At 65.5% G+C, this 26,039-nt stretch carries 20 protein-coding genes and 1 tRNA gene; 6 read left to right on the forward strand and 15 right to left on the reverse strand.

Features of this window, described 5'->3' with window-relative positions:
• Positions 1–83: 83 nt before the first annotated feature.
• The gene (locus tag HUK68_RS09935; RefSeq protein ID WP_175504058.1) at positions 84–1,319 is read left to right on the forward strand and encodes a nucleoside recognition domain-containing protein; all 1,236 of its coding nucleotides are present in this window, start codon (positions 84–86) and stop codon (positions 1,317–1,319) included.
• Between the two features lie 219 nt (positions 1,320–1,538).
• On the opposite strand, the gene sbcB is transcribed toward HUK68_RS09935, so the two are convergent.
• From sbcB to dnaE, 5 genes are all read right to left on the reverse strand, one after another.
• The gene (gene sbcB, locus HUK68_RS09940; protein WP_175504059.1) at positions 1,539–2,981 is read right to left on the reverse strand and encodes an exodeoxyribonuclease I; all 1,443 of its coding nucleotides are present in this window, start codon (positions 2,979–2,981) and stop codon (positions 1,539–1,541) included.
• 37 nt (positions 2,982–3,018) lie between these two features.
• Positions 3,019–4,473, reverse strand: a complete 1,455-nt coding sequence (gene cls / locus HUK68_RS09945) for a cardiolipin synthase (RefSeq protein ID WP_390887747.1) — start codon at positions 4,471–4,473, stop codon at positions 3,019–3,021.
• A 74-nt stretch (positions 4,474–4,547) separates the two neighbouring features.
• On the reverse strand, positions 4,548–6,884 hold the full coding sequence (clpA, locus tag HUK68_RS09950; protein ID WP_175504060.1) for an ATP-dependent Clp protease ATP-binding subunit ClpA: 2,337 nt from the start codon (positions 6,882–6,884) through the stop codon (positions 4,548–4,550).
• A 60-nt stretch (positions 6,885–6,944) separates the two neighbouring features.
• On the reverse strand, positions 6,945–7,298 hold the full coding sequence (gene clpS / locus HUK68_RS09955) for an ATP-dependent Clp protease adapter ClpS (RefSeq protein ID WP_175504061.1): 354 nt from the start codon (positions 7,296–7,298) through the stop codon (positions 6,945–6,947).
• Positions 7,299–7,413: 115 nt separating this feature from the next.
• Positions 7,414–10,950 carry a DNA polymerase III subunit alpha gene (dnaE, locus tag HUK68_RS09960; RefSeq protein ID WP_175504062.1) on the reverse strand — a complete coding sequence of 1,179 codons (3,537 nt, stop codon included), beginning with the start codon at positions 10,948–10,950 and terminating at the stop codon, positions 7,414–7,416.
• Between the two features lie 282 nt (positions 10,951–11,232).
• Here dnaE and HUK68_RS09965 point away from each other — a divergent pair, with 282 nt between their 5' ends.
• Positions 11,233–12,039 carry an outer membrane protein assembly factor BamD gene (locus HUK68_RS09965; RefSeq protein WP_175504063.1) on the forward strand — a complete coding sequence of 269 codons (807 nt, stop codon included), beginning with the start codon at positions 11,233–11,235 and terminating at the stop codon, positions 12,037–12,039.
• On the opposite strand, the gene yoaA is transcribed toward HUK68_RS09965, so the two are convergent.
• On the reverse strand, positions 12,002–14,053 hold the full coding sequence (gene yoaA, locus HUK68_RS09970; RefSeq protein WP_244146132.1) for a DNA repair helicase YoaA: 2,052 nt from the start codon (positions 14,051–14,053) through the stop codon (positions 12,002–12,004). The genes HUK68_RS09965 and yoaA overlap by 38 nt on opposite strands.
• A gap of 309 nt (positions 14,054–14,362) precedes the next feature.
• On the opposite strand from yoaA, the gene HUK68_RS09975 reads away from it, so the two are divergent.
• The 3 genes from HUK68_RS09975 to HUK68_RS09985 all read left to right on the forward strand — a co-directional run bounded on the left by HUK68_RS09975 (position 14,363) and on the right by HUK68_RS09985 (position 17,253).
• Entirely contained in the window at positions 14,363–15,514 is a 1,152-nt protein-coding gene (locus HUK68_RS09975; protein ID WP_244146133.1) for a GGDEF domain-containing protein, read from the forward strand.
• A gap of 98 nt (positions 15,515–15,612) precedes the next feature.
• A tRNA-Gly gene (locus HUK68_RS09980) sits at positions 15,613–15,686 on the forward strand.
• A 1,285-nt stretch (positions 15,687–16,971) separates the two neighbouring features.
• Positions 16,972–17,253, forward strand: coding sequence for a hypothetical protein (locus tag HUK68_RS09985; RefSeq protein WP_175504064.1), 282 nt, complete (start codon positions 16,972–16,974; stop codon positions 17,251–17,253).
• 102 nt (positions 17,254–17,355) lie between these two features.
• Here the strand turns inward: HUK68_RS09985 and HUK68_RS09990 are convergent, their stop codons facing one another.
• The 3 genes from HUK68_RS09990 to HUK68_RS10000 all read right to left on the reverse strand — a co-directional run bounded on the left by HUK68_RS09990 (position 17,356) and on the right by HUK68_RS10000 (position 19,169).
• Positions 17,356–17,625 (reverse strand): hypothetical protein, encoded by a 270-nt coding sequence (locus tag HUK68_RS09990; RefSeq protein ID WP_175504065.1) that lies wholly within the window; start codon positions 17,623–17,625, stop codon positions 17,356–17,358.
• A 36-nt stretch (positions 17,626–17,661) separates the two neighbouring features.
• Positions 17,662–18,063: a BLUF domain-containing protein gene (locus HUK68_RS09995; RefSeq protein ID WP_175504066.1), complete on the reverse strand. Its 402-nt coding sequence runs from the start codon at positions 18,061–18,063 to the stop codon at positions 17,662–17,664.
• Positions 18,064–18,443: 380 nt separating this feature from the next.
• Positions 18,444–19,169: a sensor histidine kinase gene (locus HUK68_RS10000; RefSeq protein ID WP_244146134.1), complete on the reverse strand. Its 726-nt coding sequence runs from the start codon at positions 19,167–19,169 to the stop codon at positions 18,444–18,446.
• A gap of 269 nt (positions 19,170–19,438) precedes the next feature.
• Between HUK68_RS10000 and HUK68_RS10005 the strand changes: the two genes are divergently transcribed.
• The gene (locus HUK68_RS10005) at positions 19,439–19,939 is read left to right on the forward strand and encodes a DUF4124 domain-containing protein (RefSeq protein WP_244146135.1); all 501 of its coding nucleotides are present in this window, start codon (positions 19,439–19,441) and stop codon (positions 19,937–19,939) included.
• 8 nt (positions 19,940–19,947) lie between these two features.
• Here HUK68_RS10005 and eda read toward each other — a convergent pair whose 3' ends face one another.
• From eda to HUK68_RS10035, 6 genes are read right to left on the reverse strand one after another with little or no spacing between them, the layout of a single operon-like run.
• Positions 19,948–20,595: a bifunctional 4-hydroxy-2-oxoglutarate aldolase/2-dehydro-3-deoxy-phosphogluconate aldolase gene (gene eda / locus HUK68_RS10010; RefSeq protein WP_175504067.1), complete on the reverse strand. Its 648-nt coding sequence runs from the start codon at positions 20,593–20,595 to the stop codon at positions 19,948–19,950.
• Positions 20,586–22,394: a phosphogluconate dehydratase gene (edd, locus tag HUK68_RS10015; RefSeq protein ID WP_175504068.1), complete on the reverse strand. Its 1,809-nt coding sequence runs from the start codon at positions 22,392–22,394 to the stop codon at positions 20,586–20,588. Before edd ends, eda begins: the two co-directional genes overlap by 10 nt.
• Positions 22,395–22,402: 8 nt before the next feature.
• Entirely contained in the window at positions 22,403–23,161 is a 759-nt protein-coding gene (locus HUK68_RS10020; RefSeq protein WP_175504069.1) for an SDR family oxidoreductase, read from the reverse strand.
• Positions 23,158–24,165, reverse strand: coding sequence for a TRAP transporter substrate-binding protein (locus HUK68_RS10025; RefSeq protein ID WP_175504070.1), 1,008 nt, complete (start codon positions 24,163–24,165; stop codon positions 23,158–23,160). Before HUK68_RS10025 ends, HUK68_RS10020 begins: the two co-directional genes overlap by 4 nt.
• Before the next feature lie 55 nt (positions 24,166–24,220).
• Entirely contained in the window at positions 24,221–25,501 is a 1,281-nt protein-coding gene (locus HUK68_RS10030; RefSeq protein WP_175504071.1) for a TRAP transporter large permease, read from the reverse strand.
• Positions 25,502–25,512: 11 nt separating this feature from the next.
• Positions 25,513–26,022 (reverse strand): TRAP transporter small permease, encoded by a 510-nt coding sequence (locus HUK68_RS10035; protein WP_175504072.1) that lies wholly within the window; start codon positions 26,020–26,022, stop codon positions 25,513–25,515.
• Between the last annotated feature and the right edge of the window lie 17 nt (positions 26,023–26,039).

A 26,039-nucleotide genomic window follows, 5' to 3' on the forward strand; every position in this document is an offset into this window, starting at 1 on the left:
GCGACGGCGCGCTGCCTGCCCCGACAATAGCGGCCAGATGGCAAACGCCCCGTTGGGCCGCCTCTTCCAGCAGGAGACTCCCGATGCTCAATGCCTTGTGGCTGGGCTTTTTCATCATTGCGGCCGTGGCCGCTCTGGCCCAGTGGCTCGTCGGCGGGCAAAGCCAGGTGTTTGCGGCCATGGTCCAGGCGCTGTTCGCCATGGCCCGGCTGTCGGTCGAAGTCATGGTGCTGCTCTTTGGCACGCTGACGCTGTGGCTCGGCTTCCTGCGCATCGCGGAAAAAGCCGGCGTGGTGCAATGGCTGGCCTGGGCGCTGGGGCCTCTGTTCGCGCGGCTGATGCCGGAAGTGCCGCGCGGCCATCCGGCGCTGGGCCTGATCACGCTGAACTTCGCCGCCAATGCGCTGGGCCTCGACAATGCGGCCACGCCCATGGGCCTCAAGGCCATGCGCGAATTGCAGACGCTGAACCCGCGCCCTGATACCGCGACCAACGCGCAGATCCTGTTCCTGGTGCTCAACGCCTCGTCGCTGACGCTGCTGCCGGTGACGATCTTCATGTACCGCATGCAGCAGGGCGCGCCCGACCCCACGCTGGTGTTCCTGCCGATTCTTCTGGCCACCTCGGCATCGACGCTGGTGGCGTTGCTGGCCGTTGGTCTGGTGCAGCGCCTGCGGCTTTGGGATCCCGTGGTGCTGGCCTATCTGCTGCCGGTGGCCCTGCTGCTGGGCGGCTTCATGGCGCTGCTCACCACGCTCAGCGCCGCGGCGCTGGCCACGCTGTCGTCGCTGCTGGGCAATCTCACGCTGTTTGGATTGATCCTGCTGTTCGTGTGCCTGGGCGCCTGGCGCAGGCTGCCGGTCTACGACAGTTTCATCGAAGGCGCCAAGGAAGGCTTCGACGTCGCCCGGGGGCTGCTGCCCTATCTGGTCGCCATGCTCTGCGCAGTGGGGGTGTTCCGCGCATCGGGCGCGCTCGACTATGCGCTGTCGGGCATTCGCTGGCTGGTCGATGCGGGCGGCTGGGATGCGCGCTTTGTCGACGCACTGCCGACGGCGCTGGTCAAGCCGTTCTCGGGCAGCGCGGCGCGCGCCATGCTGATCGAGACCATGCAGAGCCAGGGCGTGGACAGCTTTGCGGCCCTGGCCGCGGCCACCATCCAGGGCAGCACCGAAACCACGTTCTATGTGCTGGCGGTGTATTTCGGCGCGGTGGGAATCCAGCGCGCACGCCATGCGGTAGGCTGCGCGCTGATCGCCGAGTTCGCGGGCGTGGTGGCGGCGATTGCGGTGTGCTACCGGTTTTTTGGCACGATGTGAGGACCGGTGGAGGAGCCGCAGCACCGACATGCTTCGACAGGCTCAGCACAAACGGCCTCAAAAACTGCTCCTCCAGAGCCAAGCCCCACTCCGTTCACCCTGGCCGGGCGCCCCTAGCCGGGCGCCCCTAGCCGGGCGCCCCTCGGCGGCCCCCCTGAGCCTGTCGAAGGATGCCAGGTTGACAGATCACCCCAGCCCAGGATGTGTTGCCTCGACAACTCAAGCCTCCGGAACCACCGCCTCCGCATATTCATAAAGCGCCTCGAGGATTTCCCCGCCGCGCTCGTCGACCGTCTCGAACAGCTCGTCGATCTCGACCGACATCCGCTCCACGGTACGCGCCCCGCCCCGGCCGTCCAGCAGGCAGGCGGCGCGGTGCTCCAGCCAGCGCTGTTGCTCTTCGGGCGACAGCGTCTCTGCGAAATTGCGCGCGCGGTAGCGGAACACGAGTTCGCCCAGCCGCGGATCATCGAAACCGGTGCGGTCCATGGCCAGCTCCAGCGGCGTGAGCGAGCGCAGATGGTTCAGGCGGCGCCGGTCCTCGTTGCCGACGAAGCCGCCATACAGGTCCTGGTCGACATCCACCGGGGCAGCCGCGGGCCGCTGGAACACCTGCTTCCAGAGCGCGCTCATGTCCGGCAGGTCGCGCGCCACGGCGGCGTACTGCAGCGACTGCTCGATATCGATGCCCCACTGCTGCGCCATGGCCGGACTCAGTGTCTTCAGGCTGCTGACCACCATCGGCGACTTGTTGACATGGATGCTCTTGATCGGCAGCCGCGCCACGCCTTCGGGCAGGTCGGCGCTGCGCGTGAACAGGCGCAGGCGCAAGTCCTCGACGCCCAGCGTGGCGAGTTCCGTCGGGTCCTGCGACAGGTCCCAGGCCAGGATCTCATTCTTGTTGGCCGGATGCGTGGCCAGCGGCCACATCACGGCAATGCAGCCACGCGCGGCGCCAAACATGCCCGAGACATGCAGGAAAGGCTTGGCATGCGCGGCCACGGCCGGCAGGCCCAGCTCCTGCAGCACGCGGTCCTTCTTGTGCAGGCCGAAGGCGAAGTCGAACAGCCGCGGCTGCAGCTTGCGGATCAGCCGCGCCAGCGCGATCGTGGCGCGCACGTCGCTCACCGCATCATGCGCCTGCTCGTGCGCCAGGCCGTTGGCGCGCGCCAGGTCCTCGAGCTTGAAGCTTGCCGTGCCGTCTTCCTTGCGCGGCCAGACGATGCCGTCGGGGCGCAGCGCATAGACCATGCGGACCACATCGAGCAGGTCCCAGCGGCCGCAGCCGTTTTGCCATTCGCGCGCATAAGGATCGATCAGGTTGCGCCAGAACATGAAGCGCGTGATCTCGTCGTCGAAGCGGATGGTGTTGTAGCCCACGCCCACCGTGCCCGGAGCGGCGAGCTCCTCCTCGATGCGCGCCGCGAACGCATGCTCGGGCACGCCCTGGGCCGCGCAGTGCTGGGGTGTGAGACCGGTGATCAGGCAGGATTTTGGATCGGGCAGGTAATCGCTGGCCGGCTGGCAGTACAGCGCCAGCGGCTCGCCGATCTCGTTGAGTTCCATGTCGGTGCGGATGCCCGCGAACTGCGCCGGGCGGTCGTAGCGGGGTTGGGCACCGAAGGTTTCGTAGTCGTGCCAGAAGAGCGTGGTTTCAGCCATGCCCGGAGTATGCCCGGGAATTGGCCGCGCCAGCGTATCAGAGCAGCGGCGAACACAGGCGCGCCACCGAGTCCCCCAGCCGCGGGAAAAAGCGCTGCTTGCGGTCGTAATGAACTAAGCGCGCGCATTCCAGATCCAGCTTGAACTGGGCGGCAAGGTCCTCGTTGAGTTCGAGACCGTAGGCGATGGCGCAGACCTCGTAATTGAGAAAGAAGCTGCGGTAGTCGAAATTCGCCGTTCCGATGAAGGCCATGTTGTCGTCCACGACCAGAGTCTTGGAGTGCAGCATGCGCGCACGGTACTCGTAGACCTTGGCGCCGCAGGCGATCAGCTCGTCGAAATAGGAGCGCGCGGCCGCGGTGACGATGAAGGAGTCGGATTTCTCCGGCACCAGGATCTGCACATCGACGCCACGCAGCGCGGCATTCGTCAGCGCCGTCATTGCGGCCTCGGTGGGCACGAAGTATGGCGTCGTGAGCCAGACACGGTCATCGGCCGCGTTGATGGCCGCGACATAGGCGCGGTGGATCGCCTCAAGCCGGTTGTCGGGGCCGGAAGTCACGATCTGCAGCGCGAACTCGCCCGGCTTGATCTCCGGCAGCAGGGAGTCGAGATCGAGCGGCTCGACCGGATGGGTGCGCTCGAGCGCATAGGACCAGTCCTCGAGAAACACCGTCTGCAGCCAGTTGACCACCGGGCCTTCGAGCCGCAGGTGCACGTCGTGGTAGGCACAGTCCATCACCCGGCTGCTTTCCTCGTCGGTGATGTTGACGCCGCCCGTGAACCCGACCCTGCCGTCGCAGACCAGGATCTTGCGGTGGGTGCGGAAGTTGATCACCGGGCGCAGGCGCCGGCCGATCTTGGACGGATGAAAAAACGCGAACTCGCCGCCGGCCTCGACCAGCGGCGCGTAGAACCTGCGCCGGATCTTCTTCGAGCCCATCGAGTCGACCAGCATGCGCACCTTGACGCCGGCGCGTGCACGCTCGACGAGCGCCTCCATCAGCATCGTACCGGTACGGTCCGGCTCGAAGATGTAGTACTCGAGATGGATGTGGTGGCGCGCGGCGCGCACCGCTTCGAGCAGGCTGTCGAAAGTGCGGTCGCCGCCCACCAGCAGGTCCATGCGCGTGGCGCTGCTCACGGGGAACTCGGCGGTGCGGTTCACCAGCCGGGCGACCTGGTGCATGCGTGCCGTCGCGGCCGGAATCTGCTCGCGCAGCCGCGCCGCGCTGACCCTCAGCCGCGAGGACTGGTGCCGGCGCAGGCGCTTGTTGCGCAGGCGCTTGAGGCGCTGCGGACCAAAGAAGTAATAGACGCCCAGCCCGCCCACGGGCAGCGCCGCCAGTGCCAGCAGCCAGCCCAGCGTCGCCGCGGGAGCGCTGCGCTGCATCAGCACCCAGACACCGATCACCAGCGCATACACCGACCAAACCAGCCAGAACATCGACCACGCATTCTCGTTGTTCCAGTATTCGCTAATCCATTGCACGGGAAACCTCGGAAAGAACAAAAAAAGCCGACAGCGCAAGGCTGTCGGCTTGGGAGGGTGTCAGCACCGGGTGGTCAATCGGCGGTGGCTTCTTCGGGCTCGGCGGGCTCGGACCGGCCCTTGTCCTTGCGCGGCACGGCCTGGATGTCCAGCTTGACCTCGCCAGGCGCACCGTTCTCGCCCTCGACCCAATCCACACCGAGGCGGCCACCGTCGACCAGGCGGCCGAACAGCAGTTCGTCGGCCAGCGAGCGGCGGATCGTGTCCTGGATCAGGCGCTGCATCGGACGCGCGCCCATCAGCGGATCGAAGCCGGTCTTCGCCAGGTGCTTGCGCAGCGCATCGGTGAACGTGACTTCGACACGCTTTTCCGCGAGCTGGGTTTCGAGCTGCAGCAGGAACTTGTCGACCACGCGCATGATGACCTGCTCATCGAGCGACTTGAAGCCCACGATCGCGTCCAGGCGGTTTCGGAACTCGGGCGTGAACAGGCGCTTTATGTCGCCCATCTCATCCCCCGCCGCGCGCGGGTTGGTGAACCCGATGCTGGCCTTGTTCATGGTCTCGGCGCCCGCATTCGTCGTCATGATGATGATGATGTTGCGGAAGTCGGCCTTGCGTCCGTTGTTGTCCGTCAGCGTGCCATGGTCCATGACCTGCAGCAGCACGTTGAAGATGTCCGGATGCGCCTTCTCGATTTCATCGAGCAGCAGCACCGCGTGCGGCTTCTTGGTGATGGCTTCGGTCAACAGGCCACCCTGGTCGTACCCGACATAGCCCGGAGGCGCGCCGATCAGGCGGCTCACCGCGTGGCGCTCCATGTACTCCGACATGTCGAAGCGGATCAGGTCCACGCCCATGATGAACGCCAGCTGCTTGGCCGCCTCGGTCTTGCCCACGCCCGTGGGGCCGCTGAACAGGAACGAGCCGATCGGCTTGTCGCCCTTGCCCAGGCCCGAGCGCGCCATCTTCACGGCCGACGACAGCACTTCAAGTGCCTTGTCCTGGCCGAACACCACGCTCTTGAGGTCGCGCTCCAGCGTCTGCAGCTTGCTGCGGTCGTCGTTGGACACGTTCGCGGGCGGAATGCGCGCGATCTTGGCCACGATTTCCTCGATCTCGGCCTTGCCGATGGTCTTCTTGCGCTTGGACGCCACCAGGATGCGCTGGGCAGCACCGGCTTCGTCGATCACGTCAATGGCCTTGTCAGGCAGATGGCGGTCGTTGATGTACTTGGCCGACAGCTCGGCCGCCGCCTGCAGCGCCGCTGCGGCGTACTTGACGTTGTGGTGCTCTTCGAAGCGCGTCTTGAGGCCCTTGAGGATCTCGATCGTCTCGCTCACCGTGGGCTCGACCACGTCGACCTTCTGGAAGCGCCGCGACAGCGCCGCATCTTTCTCGAAGATGCCGCGGTACTCGGTGAAGGTGGTCGCACCGATGCACTTGAGCTGGCCGCTGGAGAGCGCCGGCTTGAGCAGGTTGGACGCATCGAGCGTGCCGCCCGACGCCGCGCCCGCACCGATCAGGGTGTGGATCTCGTCGATGAACAGCACGGCGTTCGGCTTGTCCTTGAGCGACTTGAGCACGCCCTTGAGGCGCTGCTCGAAATCGCCGCGGTACTTGGTGCCCGCCAGCAGCGCGCCCATGTCCAGCGAATAGACGATCGAATCCGTGAGGATCTCGGGCACGTCGCCTTGCGTGATGCGCCAGGCCAGGCCCTCGGCAATCGCGGTCTTGCCCACGCCGGCCTCACCGACCAGCAGCGGGTTGTTCTTGCGCCGGCGGCAGAGGATCTGGATGGTGCGCTCGACTTCGTAGTTGCGCCCGATCAGCGGATCGATCTTGCCTTCCTTGGCGGCCTGGTTCAGGTTGAGCGTGAACTGCTCCAGCGGCGAGGCCTTTTCCTGGCGCTCGCTGCCGCCGCCCTCCTCGCCCTCGGACTGGCCCTCGGACTTCGCGGCCTCGGGCGGCTCGCTCTTCTTGATGCCATGGGCGATGAAGTTGACCACATCCAGGCGTGTCACGCCCTGCTGGTGCAGGTAGTACACAGCATGCGAATCCTTCTCGCCGAAGATCGCCACCAGCACGTTGGCGCCGTTGACTTCCTTCTTGCCATTGCCCGTGGACTGCACGTGCATGATGGCGCGCTGGATCACCCGCTGGAAGCCCAGCGTGGGTTGGGTATCGACTTCGTCGCTGCCGGCGACCTGCGGCGTGTTGTCCTTGATGAAGTTGGACAAGGAGGCGCGCAAATCGTCAATGCTCGCCGAGCAGGCGCGCAACACTTCGGCCGCACTGGGATTGTCGAGCAGTGCGAGCAGAAGGTGTTCCACGGTGATGAATTCGTGGCGCTGCTGACGGGCCTCGACAAAGGCCATGTGCAAGCTGACTTCCAGTTCCTGAGCAATCATGAGAGGACTCCTTTGGGCTTGCGTGATTTCATTATGGAGATAAATCGGGGCGGTTGCAGCTTATTCAACAGGCTCCAGTGTTGCCTGTAGTGGATGACCTGCTTTTGCCGCCGCCTGATGCACCTGATCGACCTTGGTGGCAGCGATGTCGCGCGGGTAGACCCCGCACACGCCACGGCCGTCGAGATGGATCTTGAGCATGATCTGGGTTGCGGTCTCGCGATCCTTGCCAAAGAGCTCCTGCAGCACGGCAATCACGAATTCCATCGGGGTGTAGTCATCGTTGAGCATGACTACCTGGTACATCTTCGGTGGCTGCACACGCTGCGCGCGCCGCTCCATCACGACCGAACCAGCGTCATCTGCGCCTGGGCCCTCCGGGGGCTTGGGTGGAATGGAAGGGGGTTGTGTCATGAATTCATTCTAGCGAGCCACCGGGGCTCTTCAGTGGTAGCAGATGGGAAGGAAAAGGCCGATTTCAAGCCCGCGCGGCGCCGCGGCTGCCGCCGCGCCGCGCGGATCCTGGATTTCATTCGTAGATGACCACCGCCTTGCCGCTGCCCGCCTGGGCCGACCAGGCGGCCAGCGCCGCGTCGCTGGGGTAGAAGCGGCTGGTGTCGCCCAGCTGCAGTTCGGCGGTGGCCGCACCCTGCGGCGACTCGCAGCGCAGGCCCAGGCGCACGCGCAGGCCGTGCACCAGCGGTTCGGCCTGTTCCTGCTCCACGCGGCGCGCCGGGAAATCGCCGAGCACGCGGATCACGTCGGGCATGACCTCGCCGACGCTCACCTGCAGGTAGCGTCCGAACTTGCAGCGCGCATCGGACAGGCTCCACAGCTGCTGCACCTTCATGCGCAGGCCGCCGCTGAAGTGGTCGAGCTGCAGACGGCCGCTGACGACGACGAACTCGTCCTCCTTGAGCAGATCCTTGTGCGCGTTGAGCACGCCCTCGTCGGCAGAAGCCTCGATCACGCCCGACTTGTCGTCGATCTTGAACAGGCCCAGCCGCCCGCGCTGGCCGCTGATGGCGCGGAAGTCGCTGATGATGCCGGCCATGACCTGCGGCTCGCGGCTGTCGCGCATCTCCTCGATGCGCGTGCGCACGAAGCGCCGGACTTCGCTCTCGACCTCATCGAACAGATGGCCGGAGAGATAGAAGCCCACGGCGGTCTTCTCGAACGTGAGACGCTCCTTGATGCCCCAGGGCAGGCGCTCGGCCAGCTCGGGCTCCTGCGTGCTCGAGCCCACGGCGTCGTCGCCCATCATGTCGAACAGGCCGCCCTGGTTGGCGTTGGCATGCGTGGCATTGGCGAACTCGAACGCAGTGTCGATCGATGCCACCAGCGCCGCGCGGTTCTGGTGGATGGCATCGAAGGCGCCGGCCTTGATCAGGGCTTCGAGCGTGCGCTTGTTCAGGCGGGTGCGGTCCACGCGCACGCAGAAGTCGAACAGGCTCTTGAACGGCCCCTTCTCACTGCCGCGCGGGCCCGTGCCCACGCCTTCGCGCGCGGCCACGATGGCCTCGATCGCGGCCTGCCCGCCGCCCTTCACGGCGCCCAGGCCGTAGCGGATGACCTTGTCGGTGACCGGCTCGAAGCGGTAGCGGCCGCGGTTGACGTCCGGCGGCTCGAAGGTCAAGCCCATCTTCAGCGCGTCTTCATAGAGCACCTTGAGCTTGTCGGTGTCATCCATTTCCACGGTCATGTTGGCGCAGAAGAACTCGGCCGTGTAGTGCACCTTGAGCCAGCCGGTGTGGTAGGCCAGCAGCGAGTAGGCGGCGGCGTGCGACTTGTTGAAGCCGTAGCCCGCGAACTTCTCCATCAGGTCGAAGACCTCGTCGGCCCTTTGCTGGTCGAGCCCGTTCTTGGCCGCGCCTTCGCGGAACAGCTCGCGGTGCTTGGCCATCTCGTCGGCCTTCTTCTTGCCCATCGCGCGGCGCAAGAGGTCGGCGCCGCCCAGCGAGTAGCCGCCCAGCACCTGGGCGGTCTGCATCACCTGCTCCTGGTAGACCATGATGCCGTAGGTTTCAGCCAGCACCTTCTCGACCATGGGATGCGGGTACTCGACCACCTCGCGGCCATGCTTGCGCGCCACGAAGCTGGGAATCAGGTCCATCGGGCCCGGACGGTAGAGCGCGTTGAGCGCGATCAGGTCCTCGAGGCGGCTCGGCTTGGCGTCGCGCAGCATGCCCTGCATGCCGCGGCTTTCAAACTGGAACACGGCCTCGGTCTTGCCCTCGGAGAACAGCTTGTAGGTCGGGTAATCGTCCAGCGGAATGCGCTCGTAGGCGAAGTCTTCCTGCCCCTTGTGGCGCTTGACGATGAATTCGCGCGCGATCTCCAGGATGGTCAGCGTCGCCAGGCCCAGGAAGTCGAACTTCACCAGGCCGATGGACTCGACGTCGTCCTTGTCGAACTGGCTCACGGCGGAGTCGCTGCCGGGCTGCTGGTACAGCGGGCAGAAATCGGACAGCCGGCCCGGCGCGATCACCACGCCGCCGGCGTGCATGCCGATATTGCGCGTCATGCCCTCGAGGCGCTGCGCCATCTCGATCAGCGTCTTGACGTCCTCTTCCTTCTCGATGCGCTCGGCCAGCATCGGCTCGGCCTCGATCGCGTAGGTGTACTTGTCGCCGTCCTTCTTCGGATTCGGCGGGTACTTGAGCGTGACATGCAGGCCGGGCTTGTTCGGGATCAGCTTGGAGATGCCGTCGCAGAACATGTAGCTCATGTCGAGCACGCGGCCCACGTCGCGGATGGCCGCGCGCGCGGCCATGGTGCCGAAGGTCGCGATCTGGCTCACCGCGTCGCGGCCATAGCGCTGCTTGACGTAGTCGATGACGCGGTCGCGATTGGACTGGCAGAAGTCGATGTCGAAGTCGGGCATCGACACGCGCTCGGGATTGAGGAAGCGCTCGAACAGCAGGTTGTATTCCAGCGGATCGAGGTCGGTGATGTTGAGCACATAGGCCACCAGCGAGCCCGCGCCCGAACCCCGGCCCGGACCCACCGGGCAGCCATTGTTCTTGGCCCACTTGATGAAGTCGCCCACGATCAGGAAGTAGCCCGGGAAGCCCATCTTCAGGATGGTGGCCAGCTCGAACTCCAGGCGCTCGACATAGCGCGGCCGCTCGGCATCGCGCCTGGCGACATCGGGATACAGCAGCGCCAGCCGCACTTCGAGACCATCGAACGATTCCTGGCGGAAGAACGACTCCATGGTCATGCCCTCGGGCACGGGGAAGTTCGGCAGCTGCGGCTGGCCCAGCACCAGCGTCAGGCTGCAGCGGCGCGCGATCTCGACGCTGTTTTCCAGCGCCGACGGCAGGTCGGCAAACAAGGCCTGCATCTCGACCTGGGTCTTGAAATGCTGTTCGCGCGTGAAGCGGCGCACGCGCTTGGGGTTGCCCAGGATCTCGCCCTCGGCAATGCAAACGCGTGCTTCATGGGCTTCGTAGTCGTCGGCCGTCGCGAACTGGATCGGATGGGTGGCGACCACGGGCAGGTTCAGCCGCGCGGCCAATTGCACCGCGGCAAGCACATGCGGCTCATCGTCCGGTCGGCCCGCCCGTTGCAACTCGATGTAAAAGCGATGGGGAAACAGTTTTGCCAATCGCAGCGCCATTGCCGACGCACCCGCGGTGTCGCCGCGCAGCAGGGCCTGGCCCACGGGGCCGGCCTGCGCGCCCGACAGCAGGATCAGGCCCTCGCCCAGCTCCTGCAGCCATTCCCAGGTATAGACCGCCTGCGACTTGACGACGTTGCGCGTCCAGCCGCGCGCCAGCAGTTCGCACAGGTTGTGGTAGCCGGCCTTGTTCTGCACCAGCAGGATCACGCGCGAAGGCGCGGCGCCGTCCTCGCCTTCCAGCTGGATCTCGGTGCCCAGCACGGGCTTGACACCCTTGCCCCGTCCTTCCTTGTAGAACTTGATCGCACCGAACATGTTGTTGTAGTCGGTGATGGCCATTGCCGGCTGCCCGTCGGCCGCGGCGGCCTTGACGATGGCGTTGATACGGGTGGTTCCGTCGACGACGGAGAACTCGGAGTGCAGGCGCAAATGAACAAACATGGGCAGCATTGTAGAAAGGCCGGGGCCGCCCGGGCCGCAGCCGCCGCCCGCAGGCCCCGCGCGGCGCGGGCCTTTGCGGACATTACAATGCGGTTCCTAGCGCGTTTTCGCTTCGATGCCCGCGGTTGCAACAGCTGAAGGCAGGCTCGAGGCGAACGGCGCAGGTTCCGTTCGTCCTGAGCCTGTCGAAGGGTGAACGACCCGTTCCAGAAAATGCGCGTCAGCTCTGCACTCCCGCGGGAGTGCCAACAGATGCCCCTCATTGCCAGAAAGCTTGCTGCCATGCTGCGTTTGTCCTCGCCTCTTCTTCCTGCCGTGCTCGCTGCGGGCCTGCTGGCGGCCTGCTCCAGCACCCAGGTAGATCCCACCGCGAAGTGGACTCCCGACCGGATCTATACCGAAGCACGCGACGAAGTCTCGGCCGGCGCCTTCGACAAGGCCGTGCCGCTGTTTGAAAAGCTCGAAGGCCGCGCCGCGGGCACGCCGCTGGCGCAGCAGGCCCAGCTCGAGAAGGCCTATGCCCAGTACAAGGCCGGCGACAAGGCCCAGGCCCAGGCCACGCTCGACCGCTTCCTGAAGCTGCACCCCGCGAGCCCGGCCACCGACTACGCGCTCTACCTCAAGGGCCTGGTCAACTTCAACGACAACCTCGGCATGTTCTCCTGGCTGTCGCGCCAGGACCTGTCCGAGCGCGACCAGCAGGCCGCCAAGGATTCGTATGAGTCCTTTCGCGCCGTGGTCACGCGCTTTCCCGAGTCGAAGTACGCCAACGATTCGCGCCAGCGCATGACGTACATCGTCAACTCGCTGGCCCAGTACGAAGTGCATGTCGCGCGCTACTACTACGACCGCGGTGCCTATGTGGCGGCCATCGGCCGTGCCCAGTCGGCTCTGACCGACTACGAAGGCGTGCCCGCGGGCCGCGACGCGCTGCTGATCCTGATCAAGTCCTACGACGCGCTGGGCATGACCCAGCTGCGCGACGACGCCCAGCGCGTGCTCGACTCCACCTACCCCGCCGGTACGGCTGCCGCGCCAGGCGCCAGCGAGCTCACGAAGAAGTCGAATCCCTGGTGGAAGTTCTGGTAAGCGCCAGCGCGGCCAGCGCCGCGTCGTAATCGGCGGGCGCGTGCAGGCGGCGCATTGGCGGCAGCGCCGCCAGCAGCCGCCGGCCATAGGGTTTCGACACCAGGCGGGTGTCGGTGATCACCAGTACGCCCTGATCGGTTTCGCGCCGGATGAGTCGCCCCGCGCCCTGCTTCAGGGCCATGGCCGCCTCGGGCAGCATATAGTCGCGAAAGGCATTGCGCCCCACGGCCTCGAGCTGCTGCGAGCGCGCCTCGACCAGCGGGTCGTCGGGCGGCGGAAACGGCAGCTTGTCGATCACCACCAGTTCAAGCGCATCGCCGGGCATGTCCACGCCCTCCCAGAACGTCGCCGACGCCACCAGGATGCAGCCCCTGCCGCCGCCCTGCCGGCCCGCGCGAAAGCGTTCGAGCAACACCTGTTTGGGCGCCTGGCCCTGCACCAGCACCTCCAGATCCGAGAACAACCCGAACTGCGCCTGCAGCGCCGCGCCGATGGCTTGCAGTGCCTTGGTGGTCGTGGTCAACACCAGCGTGCGCCCGCCCAGCACTTCGGCCGAACGCTGCACCAGCGCCGCGACCTCGGCGCTGTGGGCCGGCGTGCCGGGGACGGGAAATTCCTGGGGCACGTAGACCGCGGCCTGCTGTGCATAGTCGAACGGGCTGTCCACGCGCAGCACGCGCGCATCGCGCAAGCCACAGGGTTCGGTGAACCAGCTCAGATCGTCATCGTCGCCCAGCGTGGCCGAGGTGAAGATCCAGGCGCCGGGACGCCGAGAGGCATCGACGGGGGCCTCGCCCCCGGTCTCGTCCTCCTGCAGCAGCCGCGTGCGCACGATGCGCGCAATGCTCAGCGGCGATTCGATCATGCGCAGATGCCGGCTGCCGATATCGAGCCAGCGCACGCAGTCGTCGCTGCTGGTCTTGCCGAACAGCGCCAGCCGGCCCAGCAGCGCTTCGCCGCGCGCATACAGCTGGCGCAGCTCGGCCGCCATTTCCTCGACATTGCCCAGTGCCACCAGCGCCGCATGCAAGGCCTGGCCCAGCGCCGAGAACGCGCCGCGCCAGGCCAGCGCATCGAGCCCATCGGGCACCCTGCCCAGCCAGCGCAGGCGCGTGCCCGCGGCCGAACGCCCGGCGGCAAGGCGCAGGTCGCGCACGCAGCGCTCGAGATCGGCGCTCAGCTGCATCCAGTCGCCCATGCCGCGCGCGTGTTCTAGCGCCTGCGCGAGGAAATCGCGCGCATAGCCCTGCAGCTGCGCCGTGCCGATCAGCGTGCCCGCAAACTGGATGCCGGTCTCGTTGAGCTGGTGCGCTTCGTCGAACACCACCACGCCAACGGATGGCAGCAACTGCGCGACGCCCGACTCGCGCACCTCCAGGTCGGCAAAGAACAGATGGTGGTTGACCACCACCACATCGGCATCGAGCGCGGCGCGGCGCGCGACGTTGAGGTGGCAGGGCTCGAACTGCGGGCAGGCGCTGCCAAGGCAGTTGTCGCGCGTTGAGGTGACCAGCGGCCAGACCGGCGAATCCTCGCCCACCGACGACAGCTCCGCCAGATCGCCGGTGCGTGTCAGCTTCGCCCACTCCTCGACCTGGGCCAATGTGCGCAGCAGTTGCGGGTCGCGTGGCGCACCGCGTCCCTGGCGTGCCTGCGCGAGATGGTGCTGGCACAGGTAGCTGGGGCGGCCCTTGAGCTGGGCCATGCGCAGCGGCAGGCCCAGCATGCGCGTGAGGCTGGGCAGGTCGCGCGAGAACAGCTGGTCCTGCAAGGCCTTGGTGGCGGTGGAGATCAACACACGCTGTCCGCTGAGCAGCGCGGGCACCAGATAGGAATAGGTCTTGCCCACGCCGGTGCCCGCCTCGACCACCAGCACGCCGCCGTGGTCGATGGTCTCGGCAACCGCCATCGCCATCTCGGTCTGCCCCGCGCGCGGGCGGAAATACGGCTGCGCCCGCGCAATCAGACCATCCGCCGAAAAAGCCGCGCGCACCGCGGAAAAATAATCGCTCACGCCGCTCCCAGGACCAATACATGCTGCGCCACCAGCCGGAATTCTAGGGGTTGCGCCGCCGAGGCACAGCGGCAGAGGTGTTGGTGCATCGTCAACTCCTTAAACGCGTCGATGCGAAAATTGCCGCAACCATCCGCTTACTGGCATGATGCAAATGAAGGAATACCTACGCTGCGGTAGGTCATCCGGGAACCATCAGGATGACAGTCGCTGCCAGAATGCGCATCCGCGAACCGCGCGCAATGGCCTCCCAAGCGTCCGGCGTGGTCGCTCACTTCGCGTCTCCGCCCCCTGAGCCTGTATTTCCCCGTGTCCTTTCTTGTCGACCGCCTCTTCTTGCTGATCATTCCAGCCTGCATGCTGCTGCTGGGCGGCACGCTGCTGGGCGGCTGGCTGATGCAGCGCCGCCACCACTATCTGCCCTGGGCGGCGACAAGCTATGCGCTGGTCGGCCTGGCACTGGGCTGGCAGACCCTGATGCCGCCCGAGGAACTGCACCGCTGGGCACTGGTCACGGGCGTCATGTATTTGTTGGGCGCCTGGAGCTTTGCACGTGGCATCGCCGGGTATTACGGGGTGTCGGCCCGGCCCCTGCTGGGCGCGGCCATCGCGTCAGTCGTTCTGGGCACGATGTATTACTACAGCCAGGTCGAGCCCGATGTCTGGACCCGGCTGTATTGGCTCAATGCCGGACTGGGCCTGCTGCAATTGCTTCCCGCGCCAGCCATACTGCGGCGCGGGCCCGCTGCCGGCTGGCTCGAGCGAAGCATGTACTGGTCCTATGTGCTCTTTGCCATCAACACCAGCATCCGCCCGCTGCTGTCGCTGGCCCTCGGCCGCATGAAGGAAGGCGACAGCGCCTTCGGCTTCTACTGGATGATGATGCTCGGCATCACCTTGCTGTTCGTGCTGCTGTTTGCGGTGCTGCTGCTGGCGGTCACCGTGCGCGATGCGATGAGTGCGCTGCGTGCCGAGCGCAACGTCGACCCGCTGACCAACCTGCTCAACCGCCGCGCCTTCCGCGAAGCCGCCGAACCGCGGCTGCGCGACCGCCGACGCGGGCCGTGGACGCTGCTGGTGGGGGATATCGACCATTTCAAGGATATCAACGACCGCTGGGGCCATGCCTATGGCGACCGCGTGTTGCAGACCGTGGCCGGTGCGCTGACCCAGCAGGTGCGCAGCGACGACCTGGTGGCGCGCTTTGGCGGCGAGGAGTTCGTGCTCCTGCTGCGCACGGACTTGGCGGGAGCCGAAGCCATCGCCCAGCGCATCCGCGCCCAGCTGAGCGAAGAAAAGAACCTGTTGCCCAGCAGCCAACGCCTGACCATCAGCTTCGGCATCGCTCCCATCGCCGGGCTCGATCAGCTTGCCGCCGCGCTGGCGCATGCCGACGCCCTGCTCTACGAAGCCAAGCAGTCGGGCCGCGACCGCATCCATGTGGCACGGCCGGCCATCTGACGCGGCCCGAATGCAACTTCCTGTAGCGGATGCCGTGGATGTCCTATACTTGCGGCGCTGGTTCAGTCGACGTGCAAGGCGTTGGCAGGCGACCTCATGCGGGCGTAGTTCAATGGCAGAACTTCTGCTTCCCAAGCAGATAGCGTGGGTTCGATTCCCATCGCCCGCTCCAGAAATTCTTCAGCTTGTCAGCGACTTAAAGCAGCAGCAGGGATTGCTGGGGACACTCCAGGGACGCTGGTTCAAAGTACTGGCTGTCTCTCCGATCAGCACATCATCCGCTGCCGCCTGCCCCTTCAGCGCCTTCACCTGGCGTCTTGGAGCTCGCTCAATCCGCCAAGTCGGACGATCAGTCCCGCGCCTCTTGCAGCAAGCCCCCCGAGTTGCGCGTGCGGATCTGCGAGATCTCGCGAGGCATTGGCGTTGGCTTCAAGCTGGGCGGTGCGGGTGGCAGCGAAGGCTGGTTGTCACGACCTTTTAGGGCCGGCCAATGCCGGGCGTCCCAGCTGGCCCGATAGCGATCTTATCTTTGCATCAATCATGCGCAATCGCGCATGGGCCGCAGAGTTATCACCCTTGGTTGTCAACAACAGATGACCGCCCTCTGCTTTCAAAGTTGCCAGACGCTCGATGGTTTCCTGGTGCGCTGATGCCTTTTTCATACAGCATCCTTTTCAACAACATCCAATGACATTGATGAAAAGAGATTAGGGTAAGACCTGAGGTAACGAAAGTGCCTTTTACGACTGTTGACCAACCTGACAATCCATCACATCGCATGCATACGGAAGGCCATGGCAAGGGTTCGTTGATGGCGCCCGCGCTCGAGGTGGTTCTCGACGTGCCATTGCGTTCTGGCTCGTCCCAACCAGGCGCGGCCCGCCACCGCCCTTGAGAGCGACGGCGTCGCGCGCCCATCCCAGCTCCCGTACGTTTGCTGCGCGAGCGTTGCTTAGATCCACCCAGTGACAGCGTGAACGATGGAAAGCATTTTCTGACCATGAAAACTGTATAAAATCACAACACTGTTCAAAACAACAGTTTTAGTGGAGGAGCATGCCGCCGATGTGACGCCCGGGGCCCTCATTGAAGTGGCGGCGTGGAGGGACACGCAAGCCGTAGAGTGAAGCGAAGCACAAACGCGACACGCGGTTGACGCAGCTGGAATCAAGCCCAGCCCGCTTCAATGAGGGTCACGCCAGGACGCTCCGGTGCGCCGTGCCGGGGAGGGATTCGGCGAAGTGGCTTCCACACCTTCATACCGCTCCACTCCCTATTGCTTTCAATGAACGAATAGTCTGTACATATGTCAATGGGATCCTCAAGCGCCTGCTTAGATAGTTGCGCAAAAGGTACAAAGTAAAGACTTACTCCTACATACACCATTTCAAAAGTGCGTCATGCGCGACAATCCAGCTTCACCTAACTGAGGATCTATGCACAGAAATACGCAGGTTGTGGGTACCGCTTTTGTCGTGGCAACATTGGCTATATCGGCCTCCATGATAGTTTTTGGCTATATAAACAAGCTGATCCATTTTCTATCGTTCATATTTTTCGCGGCTGCTGCACTCGCCTTTTGGAGTGCCTTTGGAAAGCATGAACTGGTTGAATTTGCTATCGGTGTCATGTATGCCGCGGGCACCGCAATTGCGATTTTGATGATTCGGCGCACGGCTCAAAACACTCCTGCGAAGATCCCACCGGCCAAGCACGACGGCGACAGCCACCCCACCTGAAGCCCGCAGATCGTTCAGGCCCGCGCCGGCTGGCACAGCTTCCAGGCCCGCCATTGCGCGGGCCTTTTCGTCCCAGTCGCGGCTGATAGCTTCCACCTTCGCTCAGGGCCGCCCGGTGGGGCCCGGCCATTGCGCCCAGCCCTGCGCGCGCGCGGAAGGTTGCAGATGGTGGCTGAGCAATCCCCTGGGATCAGGTACTTGCGCCCAGGCATTCCCGCGCCAACGCCAGACCTTGCCCTCCCTCAAGACCTCCTCCTCCTTTGGCGCAAGCACCGCATCGGGCCGCAACGCGATCTCCGGCACCAGTTGCGCGTTGACGAATGCCGCTATATAGCCTTCATGATTCACTACTGCATAAATGGTGACGCTCATGGCAATTCCTGATCGATATGTCGAGACAGACCCAAATCACGGTGCAATCTCAAGACTGGGCACCAGCTCCGAGAAGTGCATCATTGCCTCTCTGCCTTCAAGCCGCTGGATGGTCTTCAGCGGCTCATCGTCTTCAATGTGTGCATATGCCATGGACCAGCTGCGAAAGCGCCGCTTGCCAAAGCCTCTTCCTTGATATTGCAGTCGAAAATTCACATGCCGCGAATCGCGGGCTATCCGCGTGATCAATTCCACCAGAATGATGTCAGGCCCCTCCAGATGCTGTAGAAAATTGACTCCATCAAATACCAAAATGCCCGTGACATCGTTGGAAGCATTGAATCTGCGTGCCGTTCTTATAATGTCCGGCACCGCATTGAAAGGCGCTGACGGTGCTAGCTGACTGCAGTACAAAATGCAGTAAAAATCATTGCTCATAATCGCCTCAATGATGAAAAACCAGGCAGCAAGCGCACCCTGGACGTAGCAGTCACGCGGTCACAATGCCCACCATGAAGCATCCTGTACGGCCACGGACAATTCTGAACACTTAGCGCAATATATTACGATCAGTAACATAAAGCAGTTGTAGGACAGCTGATCGAATGACCTCCGTACATTCCCGGAGCCTCATCTGCCCTCCCGCCGCCCTGCATGCACTACGGCGATGGCCCGGCCCTCACCGAGGCCGCTCAAATGCCGAACCGCATGCGAGCCGGCCCAGCGCGTGCGCGCTTTCTGCCGCAGCGTCGGCTGCCGCAGCATCGGCTGCCGCAGACACCCGCAGAAGATTCAAGCCTTGGTGGGTCTCGAATCGATCAATGCCGAGCTGCAAGCTGCAAAGCCTTGCGCGTGCAATCGCCCTTTCCGACAAACGCGCAGGCAGATGCGCGTCGCACGGGCGCCTGCGGCGGACCGCCCAGCGGCAGCAGCACCGTGAATTCGCTGCCCTTGCCCAGGCCATCGCTTCGGGCGAGCACCGTGCCGCCATGCATCTGCACCAGTTGCCGCACCAGCATCAGTCCGATGCCGAGACCGCCCTGCGCACGCTCGAGCGTCTTGCCGGCCTGCGTGAACATCTCGAAGATATGCTCCAGCTGATCGGCCGGAATGCCGGCGCCGTTGTCTTTGATGCTGACCCGGACCTGCGGGCCCGCCAGCGCGGCGCTCAACGCGATCTCGCCGGCAGCAGGTGTGCACTTGCAGGCATTGGTGAGCAGGTTGCCAAAGATCTGCGCCAGCCGCACCGGGTCGCCCCACCGCAGGGCCGGCAGGTCGGGCAGGTCCACCCGCAGGCGGTGTCCGTGCTGCTGCAGCAGCGGCCGGCAGACCTCGACGGCCTGCTCCACGGCTGCCGCCGGCGGCAGCCGTTCGCGCCGCAGCTCGAGTTTGCCGCGCGAGATGCGGTTGACGTCCATCAGGTCGTCGACCAGCCGCACCATCTGCGCCAGCTGGCGCTCCATCACATCGCGCACCTTCTGGTCCATGGCCGGATCGCCCGCCGACAGCTTCGGCGCACAGGGCTTGCGGGCAGTAGGGTCCAAGAAAACCGAAGCGCACAGCCGCTAGTCAGCGTCTCGGCAAGGCCCGGCAAGATTGGCAGGGCACAGCGCGGCGCCCAAGCCTGATCATCCATGCCGCAGTACGCCTGAGGTCAAATGCAAGCACATTGCGGAATGTGACCGCGCCGGGCCGTGTCGATGCATGGAACCATGCCTCCCAGGGCGTTACCAAACCGTTTGGCATCCGCGAAAGGGAAGATATGCATTGCCGTCATTGGGTTATCGCAATAGGCCTGGCAGGATGGACCTGCGTGCCTGCATGGGCCGTCTACAAATGCGTGGATGCGAATGGCCGCGTCACTTTCCAGCAGTCGGCGTGCAGCGGCGCCACGCAGGGCGCGAAGCTGGATGTGCAGCCGGCATCGGGCTATCCAGCCTCACCACCACCCTCCAATGCAGCGACGGCAGATAGCAGTTCGCCCCGCGCGTCCGAAGCAGACCGGCTCAATGCATTGTCCGCACGCCTGGCGAAGGAAAACCGGCTGTCGACGCTCAACAATCTCAGCATCGGCGGCGCGCAGGACGACATCGCACGGGCCCGCAGGCAATGCCAGGCCGAGCTCGACGCGGTCCGCAACCGAAAAAAGCTTGCCAGCAACGACCTCGCGGGCGCGACCTGGGAGCAGTCGCTGAGCGCCGAGATGCAGGCCATTGCGGCGCAGTGCGACACGGAGCAGCGCCGGCTGCAAGCCATACTCGACCGTTATCTCACGGAAAAGCAGGATCTCGAACGCGAGTTGGCCAAACCCTGATCCCGCGCTTATCCGCGTGCGAGTTGGCTTGCGGCCCGTGCCAACGCCGTGATGCGTTCCCAGTCGCCCTGTGCAAGCGCATCGCCAGGCACCAGCCACGAGCCACCGACGCAGGCGACGTTGGCCAGCGCCAGGAACTCGGCCGCGTTGCCGGGCTGGATACCGCCGGTGGGACAGAACAGGACGTCGCCAAACGGCCCCTGCCAGGCCTTGAGCATCGCGCTGCCGCCGGACTGCAGGGCCGGGAAGAACTTCAGGGCGTCGAAGCCCTCGGCCTGCGCGGCCATGATTTCGCTGGCGGTGGCAACGCCGGGCAGCAGCGGCAGGCCCGCTTCGCGGCAGGCGCTGCCCAGCGCCGTCGTGTAGCCGGGGCTGACGGCAAAGCGCGCGCCCGCGCGTGCCGCGGCAGCAGCGTCGTTACTGCTGCGCACCGTGCCCGCGCCCACGACGGCTTCAGAAACTTCGCGCGCAATGGCTTCGATGCAGGCCAGGGCCTGCGGCGTGCGCAGCGTGACTTCGAGCATGCGGATGCCGCCGGCAACCAGCGCGCGCGCCATGGGCACGGCGTGTTGCACCTCATGCAGCACGATGACCGGAATCACCGGTGCGTCTTGCATCACCGCGCGCGCGGTCAGTGGTGTGCCGGTTACAGCCATGAGCAGGCTCCCTCTTCCGCGCTGAGCGCATTGCGCCGGAAACCGGCAAACAGTTCACGGCCGAAGCCAAAGGTGTTGTCCAGGGCCTGCGCGGCCGGCATCTGCGCCGGGGTGCGTGCCAGCCATTCGGCCTCGTCGACCAGCACGGCCAGCGTGCCGGCCACGGCGTCGAGACGGATCAGATCGCCATCCTGCACGCGCGCCAGCGGGCCGCCAGCGACGGCTTCGGGCGAGACATGGATGGCCGCGGGCACCTTGCCCGAGGCGCCGCTCATGCGGCCGTCGGTGACCAGCGCCACCTTGAAACCCTTGCCCTGCAGCACCGCGAGCGGCGGCGTGAGCTTGTGCAACTCGGGCATGCCGTTCGCCTGCGGGCCCTGCCAGCGCACGACGCAGACCACGTCGCGGTCGAGTTCGCCGGCCTGGAAGGCGTCTTGCAGCTCGGCCTGCGAGCCGAACACGCGCGCCGGCGCCTCGACCACATGCCGGTCTTCAGGCACCGCCGAAACCTTGATCACGCTGCGGCCCAGATTGCCGTGCAGCAGCTTGAGGCCGCCCGTGGCGCTAAAGGGCGCACCCACCGGGCGCACCACGCTGTCGTCGAGGCTGGCGCCGATATCGACCCAATGCAGCCGGTGCGCGGCGTCGCCCTGGGGCAGGCGTGTGTACTCGCGGATGCCGCCGGCACGCACGGTGCGCACGTCCTCGTGCATCAGGCCTGCGTCGAGCAGCTCGCGGATCACATAGCCCGGGCCGCCCGCGGCCTGGAAATGGTTCACGTCGGCGCTGCCGTTCGGGTAGACGCGCGACAGCAGCGGCACGACGGCCGACAGTTCCGAGAAATCGTCCCAATCGATCGAGATGCCGGCCGCGCGCGCGACCGCGACCCAGTGGATCAGGTGATTGGTCGAGCCGCCCGTGGCCAGCAGCGCCACCATGGCGTTGACGATGCAGCGCTCGTCGACCACTTCGCCGATCGGCGCGCAGCCCGGCACCAGCAGCGTGCGCGCGGCTTCGCGCGTGAGTTCCTCGCGCAGCGCCTGGCCGGGGTTGACGAAGGCCGTGCCGGGCACATGCAGGCCCATGGCTTCGAGCAGCATCTGGTTGCTGTTGGCCGTGCCGTAGAAGGTGCAGGTGCCTTCGCCATGGTAGGCCGCGGATTCGGCGGCCAGCAGTTCGCTGCGGCCGACCAGGCCTTGCGCGGCCTGCTCGCGCACCTTGGCCTTGGCGCTGTTCGACAGGCCCGAGGTCATGGGCCCCGCGGGCACGAAGACCGTGGGCAGATGGCCGAACTGCAGCGCGCCGATCAGCAGGCCGGGCACGATCTTGTCGCACACGCCCAGCAGCAAGGCGGAATCAAACACGTCATGGCTCAGCGACACCGCCGTGGCCATCGCAATCACATCGCGGCTGAACAGGCTCAGCTCCATGCCGGGCGTGCCCTGGGTCACGCCGTCGCACATGGCGGGCACGCCGCCCGCCACCTGGGCCGTGGCGCCGTTTCTGCGCGCCTCGTCCTTGATCAGATCGGGGTAGTGCTGCAGCGGCGCATGCGCCGACAGCACGTCGTTATAGGCCGTGACGATGCCGATGTTGGGCGCGCGCTCGGCGACGATGCGCAGCTTGTCGTTGCCGGGCAGGCCGGCAAACGCATGCGCGACGTTGGCGCAGCCCAGGCGCTGCGCGCCCGGCGGGCGCTGCGCCATGCTGCGCAGCCGCTGCAGATAGGCGCCGCGCTCGGGGGCGCTGCGCTCGCGGATGCGGCGCGTGACCGCTTCGACGGTGGCGTTCAAAGTCATTCGTTCTCTCAAAGGAACATTCTGTTCCAGGTGGGGCTGATCAATATCTCGTTGACGCAGACATGGGCCGGCATGTTGGCGACGAAGGCAATCGTCCGGCCCAGGTCTTGCGGCTGCAGCATGCGTGCCATGTCCGCGTCTGACGGCGGCACCGGGCGCTGCTTCAATATCGGGGTGGCGACCTCGGCGGGTAGCAGGCAGCAGGCGCGCAAGCCGTGGCGGTGTTCCTCGATGTTGAATTCATGCGTCAGCGCCGCCACGGCGGTCTTGCTGGCGGTATAGGCCGCGCCCGGCATCGACGCAGTGAAGCGTCCGGCCCAGGAGGCGACGTTGATGATCGCGCCGCCGCCGGCGGCACGCATCACGGGCAACACGGCGCGCATGGTGTGGACCGTGCCCTTGAGGTTGATGTCCAGCACGCGCTGCCAGTCGTCGGCGCTGCACTCGGCCCAGCTGCGGCGCTGGACATTGATCCCGGCGGCATTCACCAGCAAGTCGATGCGTCCATGGCGCTGGGTGATCAGCGCTGCGGCCGCCTCGGTCGCCGCGGCGTCGGCGACATCCAGCGCCAGGGCTTCGGCCTGGCCGCCAGCTCCTTCGAGCTGCGCGCAGGCAGCGGTCAGCAGGTCTGCGCGCCGCCCCGAAAGCACCACCTGCCAGCCGTCGGTAGCCAGCGCCTGGGCGCCGGCGAGACCTATGCCGGTACCGGCGCCCGTGATCCAGGCGACACGGCGGGCGGCGTCGGCAGGGACGGCGGCGTGGCTCATTTGGCGGCGCGGATCTTCGCCAGCTCGTCCTGCGTCTGCTTCCACAGATCGGCGCCGACGGTATTGGACACCGAGGCATTGACCTGGGTGAGCTTGTCGCGCATGCGGCCGGCTTCCGTTGCCGACAGCTCGTTGACCTGCATGCCCTTGGACTTCAGGTCGGCCAGGGCCTTGGCGGCCTCGTCACGCGTGTCCTTGCGCTCGAAGTCGCGCGACTTCTTCGCCGCATCCATCAGCACGTTCTGCTCGGCCTTGCTCAGGCCGTCCCACCACTTCTTGCTGACGGTGACGATCCAGGGGCTGTAGACGTGGTTGGTGACGGTGAGGTACTTCTGCACTTCGTAGAACTTGCTCGACACCACGGTGTTGAACGGGTTCTCCTGGCCGTCGACGGCCTTGGTTTCCAGCGCGGTGAACAGTTCCGAGAACGGCAGCGGCACGGCATTGGCGCCGAGGGCCTTGAAGCTGTCGAGGAAGACATTGTTCTGCATGACGCGCAGCTTGATGCCGTTCATGTCCTCGAGCTTGGTCACGGGGTGCTTGTTGTTGGTCAGATTGCGGAAACCGTTTTCCCAGTAGACCAGGCCGACCAAGCCCTTGGCGTCGAGCGTGGCGCGCACCTTGTCGCCCACCGGGCCGTCAAGCAGCGCGTCGGCTTCGCGGGTGTTGTTGATCAGGAACGGCGTGTCCCACAGCGCCATCTGCGGCGAGACGCCGACCAGCGTGGCGGTGGAGCCGACCATCATTTCCTGCGCGCCGCCGATCAGCGCCTGCTGCATCTGCGTGTCCGAGCCCAGCGAGGCATTGCCGATGCCGCGCACCTTCATCTTGCCGCCCGTGGCCTTCTCGACCTCCTTGGCGAACAGGCGCACCGCGCGGCCCTGGTTCGAGTCGTCGACCAGGCCGTAGCCGAAGCGCACGATGCGCGGCTTGAAATCCTGGGCCTGCACGGCACCGGCGGCCATCAGGACGGCGAGTGCGCCGAGGGCAAATTTGATTCGCATGTCTGTCTCCTGGTTGGAATATGGGGGCAGCCTGCCCCCGGTTGCAAAAATTCGTTCAATGCATCCAGCGCAGCGGCGCCAGCACGATCTGCGGGAAGATCACCAGCAGCACGGCGAGGAACACATAGGCCAGCAGGAAGGGTGTCGTGCCCTTGATCACGGTTTCCATGCGCAGCCGGCCGACGCCGGCCACGACGTTCTGCACCGTGCCCACGGGCGGGGTGATCAGTCCGATGCAGCCGACATAGATGAACATGAAGCCGAAGTACACCGGATCGATGCCGGCCTTCACCGCCAGCGGCGCGCAGACCGGGCCGAAGATCAGGATGGTGGGCGTGAGGTCCATCGCGGTGCCGACGGCCAGCAGGAACAGCATCATCAGCGCCATGAACAGCATCGGATTGCCCATCAGGCCGGAGAAGCTGTCGGCCAGCAGGTTGGGCAGGTCGGCCAGCGTGATCATGTATGCCGTCACCGTGGCCGCGCCGCACAGGAACATCACCACCGCCGTGGTCTTGGCCGCGGCCAGGAACACGTCGTACAGCTTGCTCCAGCTCAGCTCGCGGTAGATCACCATCGACACGAACAGCGCATAGACGGCGGCCACCACGGCGGCTTCGGTTGGGGTGAATACCCCGCCCTTCAAGCCGCCCAGGATGATGACCGGCATCATCATCGCCCAGAAGCTCTTGAGCAGGGTCTTGCCGCGCACGCCCCAGGCCACGCGCTCGCCCGCGGCCAGCTTGTACTTGCGCGCGATCGTCCACCAGGCGCCGATCAGGAAGGTGCCCATGATCAGGCCGGGCACGATGCCCGACAGGAACAGCTTGCTGATCGAGGTGTTGGTGGTCACGCCATAGATCACGAAGGGCATCGACGGCGGGATGATGGGCGCGATGATGCCGCCCGAGGCCAGCAGGCCGGCGCTGTAGCTGTCCGGATACTTCTGGTCGCGCATCATGGGCAGCAGAATCGTGGCCAGCGCCGCGGTGTCGGCGATCGCCGAGCCGCTCATCGAAGCCAGCAGCACGGCCGCGCCGATGGTGACGAAGCCCAGGCCGCCGCGGATATGGCCGACGAAGGCGCTGGCCAGGTCGATGATGCGCCGCGACAGGCCGCCGGCATTCATCAGTTCCCCGGCCAGGATGAAGAACGGCACCGCCAGCAGCGGGAAGTTGTCGAAGCCCGCTTGCAGGTTCTGCGCCAGCAGCTGCGTATCGAAGAAGTCGAGGTGCCACATCAGCGCCACCCCGGTAAGGATCAGCGAATGCGCGATCGGCATGCCGATCACCATGCCGCCGATCAGCACGAACAGGAAAATGAAAGTCACGATCATCTGCGTGCTCCTTATTCGATATCCAGCACGCCGTCGTCGGACGGTGCCGGCACGCCGCGGCGCAGGTCGCGCAAGGCCACCGCCAGCATGCCCAGCGCCAGCACCAGCGTGGCCGCCGCGCCCAGCGCCAGCGGGTAGCCCAGCACCGTGCTGTAGCTGCTCAGCCCGGCCTCGACCTGGGCCCACGAGCCCCACAGCAGCATCAGCATGCAGGCCAGCACCAGCGCCTGAGTGAGCCAGAACAGCACGCGGCGCGTGGCCGGCTTGACGCGCGAGGTCACCATGTCGAAGCCCAGGTGGCTGCCCTCGTAGGCCGCGACGATGGAGCCGACGGCAACCAGCCAGACGAACAGCAGGCGCGAGATTTCCTCGTACGAGACGATGCTGGTGTTGAAGGCGTAGCGCAGCACCACGTTGACGAACACCGCGATGACCATGCCGGCCAGCGCCAGCACCATGAACAGCTCGGCCGCGCGCTGCAGGCGCGGCTTGCGCCGGGGAGAACTTGTTTCTGCATGCATGGGGAATCCTTGGAATC

Source organism: Comamonas antarctica (assembly GCF_013363755.1).
Lineage (GTDB): Bacteria > Pseudomonadota > Gammaproteobacteria > Burkholderiales > Burkholderiaceae_C > Comamonas > Comamonas antarctica.